Genomic DNA, 4,627 nt, shown 5'->3' with positions numbered 1-4,627 from the left:
ACCGGGAGGGAAGATGCCACCAAAAACCCCGGAATCACAGGGTTTTTAGAGGCATATCCTGCCAAACAGATGTCCGGGATCGGGCCATGCGCTGCTATGGAATGGCTCACATCCGGCGGGACTCACCCGGACACCCGCAACGTCACTTCGAAGTCGACTTCCCGGGGCGTGAGACGGTAATGCTCCAGGACGCCAGGTCCGCAGGCCGCGGTTCCAACCCCGCGCATCTGATGATCCACATAGACGTAGCTTCGCCCGTCGGGGAGCAGATCGGAGCGATGGACGGCGGAGTCCAAGGCGGCCAGGCTGTAGGGGCGTACCGTCAGGGCAAAGGGCTCACCGGAAATCTCGAGAGTCACTCCCCCCGTTTCGAGGACCGCGGAACGGACGGCAGAGCGGGCACCCGACTCCTGGGGCCGAACGTAGTCCACATCCAGCCCTGCGAGGGGCAGTTCGAACCAGCCGGCACGGGTGCCCTGGCCCGTATCCGGATAGCTTTGGTGCGGGCCCTGGCCGAACCAACGCACAGTGGAGGTTGACTGGCCCAGCACGAGTTCCAGCCCGATCCGCGCCCATTCCACCCCAAAGCCGTTGTTGGCCCAGGTCCCCACCGGCCGGACCTGGGTACGCAGTGTCAACGCACCGTGGCCGCTGGTCCAGACGTAATCCACCAGCACGCCGAACTGTTTGTCCGCCGCACCCATCCGCGTCCGCACCCGAAGGAACTCCCCGCCGTCGGGTGCCTTTTCGGCGCTGATGCCCAGGAGGCGGGCGTGAAGGCGATCGAGGCCGGCGTCCTTCCATTGCGCCGCGAGTGGCCGGGGGTCGGTGCCATCCCACTCCCTGCCGAGGTCGTTGTCGGTGGGGGGCCACCACAGGACCAAAGCCAGCTTTTCGACCGGAATGCCGCCAAGGGACGTGGGCATTCCCGTGAACCGGCTGAAAACTGCTTCGCCCAGGCGGAGTTCACCGTCCGCAGCCTCCACAAGGTCCCGGGCCTGCGCCGGCCCGGGAGCGGCGCCACAGCGGACCGCCTGCCCCCAGGCAACTTCGTGGCCGGCGGCTGCCCAGGTGCTGTCGTCCGCCAAGACGGCACTAATCGTGAGCACCGCGGTCTTGCCCCCGGGCAGGCCCCGCCTGTAGTCGGCAACATGGGCGGGCAGCGCCACTGCCGCGTCCGACTGCGCTGCCAACGGCGCAACGTCCGCCGTCCCCTCAAGCTGCGTGCCGCCGTCGTCCGCCACCCTGTACTGGAACCTGAAGGCTGACGTGTCCGCAAAGTCCTGGCTGTTCCCTAGCCGGAAGCCCGTCCAGTCCGGCGCAACCTCGATGTGCAGCGGTTCGATGACCTTCTTGAAATCCAGCAGCCCGGGGCGCGGTTTGCGGTTGGCGTCCACCAGGCCGTCCGTGACGAAGTTCCCGTCGTGAACCTCCTCGCCGAAGTCACCACCGTAGGCGAATTGTTCGCCGCCTCCGGGAGCGGGGACGGTGATTCCGTGTTCCAGCCACTCCCAGACAAAGCCGCCCATCAGCCGCGGATACTTTGTGAACAGCTCCTGGTATTCGCTCATCCCGCCGGGCCCGTTGCCCATGGCGTGCACGTACTCACACAGCACGAACGGCATGGCGCGGCGGCGGGCGTCCAGGGCCGCGTCCTCGAGGGCAGGCTCAATGCCCTGCCCGATCAGCTCCGTTTCGGCCTGGCTCGCGTACATGCGGGAGTAGACGTCAACGTGGGCCGAGGTCCAGTCGCCCTCGTAGTGGATGGGACGGGAAGGGTCCCGGTCCTTGGCCCAGCGGGACATGGCGGCGAGGTTCCGGCCGGCGCCTGCCTCGTTGCCCAAGGACCACATGACCACCGAGGCGTGGTTCTTGTCCCGTTCCACCGTCCGGCGCATACGGTCCAACAACGCAGGTTCCCACTGCGGATCGTGACTGGGGTTCTGGGCCCATCCGGCGCTCTCGAAGCCGTGGGTTTCCAGGTCGCACTCAAGAACGACGTAAAACCCCAACTGGTCCGCCAATGGGAGGAATTCCGGGTGTGGCGGGTAGTGGGAAGTCCTGATGGCGTTGATGTTGTGCTGCTTCATCAGCCGCAGCTCCGCCTCCACCACGTCACGGGGCACCACCCGGCCCAGCCGGGGGTGGTGCTCGTGGCGGTTCACGCCGCGCAGCAGGATGCGCCGGCCATTGACCTTGAACTGCGCATCCTCGATGGTGATGCTGCGGAAGCCCAGCTGCAGCCAAACGGTCTCGCCGGGCGTGCTGACGGCTGCCTCATACAGCCGCGGAATCTCGGCGGACCACGGTTCCACCCGGGCGATGGCAGTTGCATCGCCCGCAGGCAGTTCCAGTCCAAGTTCGGGAACACGTACGACGGCGTCAACGGGCTTTCCGCCCCGGGTCGCCTCGACGCGAAGGACGCCTTGGCCTGATTGATGATCGTAGTCAGCGTGGACAAAGACGTCATCGAGGCCGTCCTCGGGGCGGGCCTGCAGGGTGACGTCCCGGAAGATCCCCGGCAGCCACCACATGTCCTGGTCCTCCACGTAGCTTGCGGCCGAGAACTGTGCCACCCGCACGGCCAAGGTGTTGGTTCCCGGGACCAGGACGCCGGAAACGTCGAACTCGTGCGGCAGCCGGCTCCCGCGGGTGGTACCCAGTTCCACGCCGTTCAGCCACACCGTGCCGGCGGAGTCAATACCGTCGAACCTTAGGAGCGCATGCGGGAAGTACTCCGCTCCGGCGTCGAAAGTCACTACGTGGTCGCCAACCGGATTGTCCTCCGGCACGTGCGGCGGCTCCACCGCGAACGGGAACTGCACATTGGTGTAGGCGGGGGCACCGTGCCCCTGCATGGGCCAGCTTGAGGGCACGGGAAGGGACGTAAATCCGACTAGGTCCCCGCCGCGCTGCCACCCGTCTCCCGGAGCAGTGCGGATACCGTCGCTCAACCGGAACTGCCACTCGCCGTTGAGCAGCAGCTTCGGAGCATCGCTGGCCAGGAAGGCCCGAGGTGGAAGACTGCCTCTGCCCGGCCCGGGAATCTCAAGGTCGCGGACTGCGTCAGCACCGAGCTCAAGGCTCCGTGATGGACTTGTGCCGGCTGCTGCGTGCGGGGCGGTGGCGCGAACTGGCATGGATCGTCCTTGAGGCTAGGTTCGAAGGCAGGTTGCGTGAACGTTCACGCCACGGCGTCAAGCCTAACCGCTTCCCTCGCATTTCAGTAGGGGTCAGGTTTCAGCAGGTGTCAGGCGGATTGGCGGCGCACCAGGGTGTGCAGCAGCACGAGGCGCGCTTCTTCGCTTCCTGCTTCCATAGAGCCGGACAACAGCCCGTCCAGGAGGTCGACGGCGGCACGCCCCACCGCGCGCAGGTCCAGGGAGAGCGTGGTGAGCTCAGGGGTCAGAAGTTCTCCGAGCGGGATCCCGTCCATGCCAATGACCGGGCAGCCGCGGGGCACTGCCCGCCCCGCTTCCTGCAGCGCCTTCAAGGCTCCGGCCGCCATCAGATCATTGAACGCCAGGAGCCCGTCGATCCCTTCCTGGGCGGCGAGGAGCGCGGCTATCGCTGCCTTCGCGCCGGCGGCGGAGGCGCTGGCTTCACACCGGCGCAGCCGGACCGCGAGGCCTGCCGCCACCTCCGCAGCCGCAGCTCCGCGGCCGGCCGCGGGGCTTCCCTGGTCCGAGTCCAGGTACGCAATGTTCCGGCAGCCAAGTGCCACCAGGTGGTTGAGGGCGAGCCGGGCGGCGTGGTGGTAGTCAAAGGAGATCCCACCTGCGGACCGCCCGGCAGGGTTGTCAAGGCCGACGACGGGGCGCCGGCCCATCACTTCCTGCGCCATCTCCGACTCCTGGCCGAGGTAGCCGATGAGGGCGTCCACCTGGGGTGCCAGCCGCTCCGCAGCGTCGAGGGCGCTGCCGCTTCCATGCCCGTAGTCGTCCACCACGACGTTCCAGCCACGGTTTGTGGCTGCCTCGACAACGCTGGAAGCGAAAGCGGGGAAATATGGATTGGTCAGGTCGGGAATGGCGAGGCCCACGGAGATGCGGGCCCCTTGGACCAGGCCCTTCGCGAAGCGGCTGGGCGTGTATCCCAGCTCAGCCGCCAGCCTCCGCACACGCTCCCGGGTGTCCTGGCTAATGCCGGCCATATCGTTCATGGCCCGGGTCACCGTCTGCCGCGATACGCCTGCCGCAGCCGCAACATCCAGGATGGTGGCACGTTTGCCCGCGGGGCCCTGGCTTCGGGAGGTCATAGACCGTAAGTCTAGGCTCCATACCCCGGTTGCCCCATCCGCCCAACGCGCCAGCATGTCCCGCCCCTTCCCCAAGGACGCGCCATCATGTCCTGCCAGTTCTGCGTGGATCCGCCATCACACCTGCAGGTGGCGGCGTCACGTGATGGGGCGTGCCTGGATTAGGGGTGTTAGCTGATGGGGCGTGCCTGAATTAGGGGTGTTGGCTGATGGGGCGTGCCCGGGGAAGGGGCGGGTGGTGATGGTGCGTTCCCCGAGAGAGCGCAGGACGTGACAGGGCGTGCCCGGGGACGGGGCGTTTGCTGGTGGGGCGTGCCTGGTTTTCTTGGGGGCTGTGCCCAGGGTTTGGGGCGGTTTTTGGTTTTGGTG

Annotated in this window: 2 protein-coding genes; both read right to left on the bottom strand. The window is 67.1% G+C overall.

Annotation, left to right across the window (positions count from 1 at the left end; genetic code table 11):
• Positions 1 to 122 precede the first annotated feature (122 nt).
• A complete protein-coding gene (locus AC3IMC_RS20375; RefSeq protein ID WP_490920717.1) occupies positions 123 to 3,140 on the bottom strand; it encodes a glycoside hydrolase family 2 TIM barrel-domain containing protein in 3,018 nt (1,005 codons plus the stop codon).
• A 110-nt stretch (positions 3,141 to 3,250) separates the two neighbouring features.
• Entirely contained in the window at positions 3,251 to 4,258 is a 1,008-nt protein-coding gene (locus tag AC3IMC_RS20370; protein WP_490920716.1) for a LacI family DNA-binding transcriptional regulator, read from the bottom strand.
• Between the last annotated feature and the right edge of the window lie 369 nt (positions 4,259 to 4,627).

The organism is Arthrobacter sp. E70, from assembly GCF_058266945.1.
The sequence above is the reverse complement of the archived record's forward strand: the minus strand, read 5'-3'. Positions and strand labels throughout refer to the sequence as shown.

Excerpts from the sequence above, each read along its gene's own strand:
- AC3IMC_RS20375 (WP_490920717.1), bottom strand. The coding sequence starts at position 3,140 with ATGCCAGTTCGCGCCACCGCCCCGCACGCAGCAGCCGGCACAAGTCCA.
- AC3IMC_RS20370 (WP_490920716.1), bottom strand. The coding sequence starts at position 4,258 with ATGACCTCCCGAAGCCAGGGCCCCGCGGGCAAACGTGCCACCATCCTG.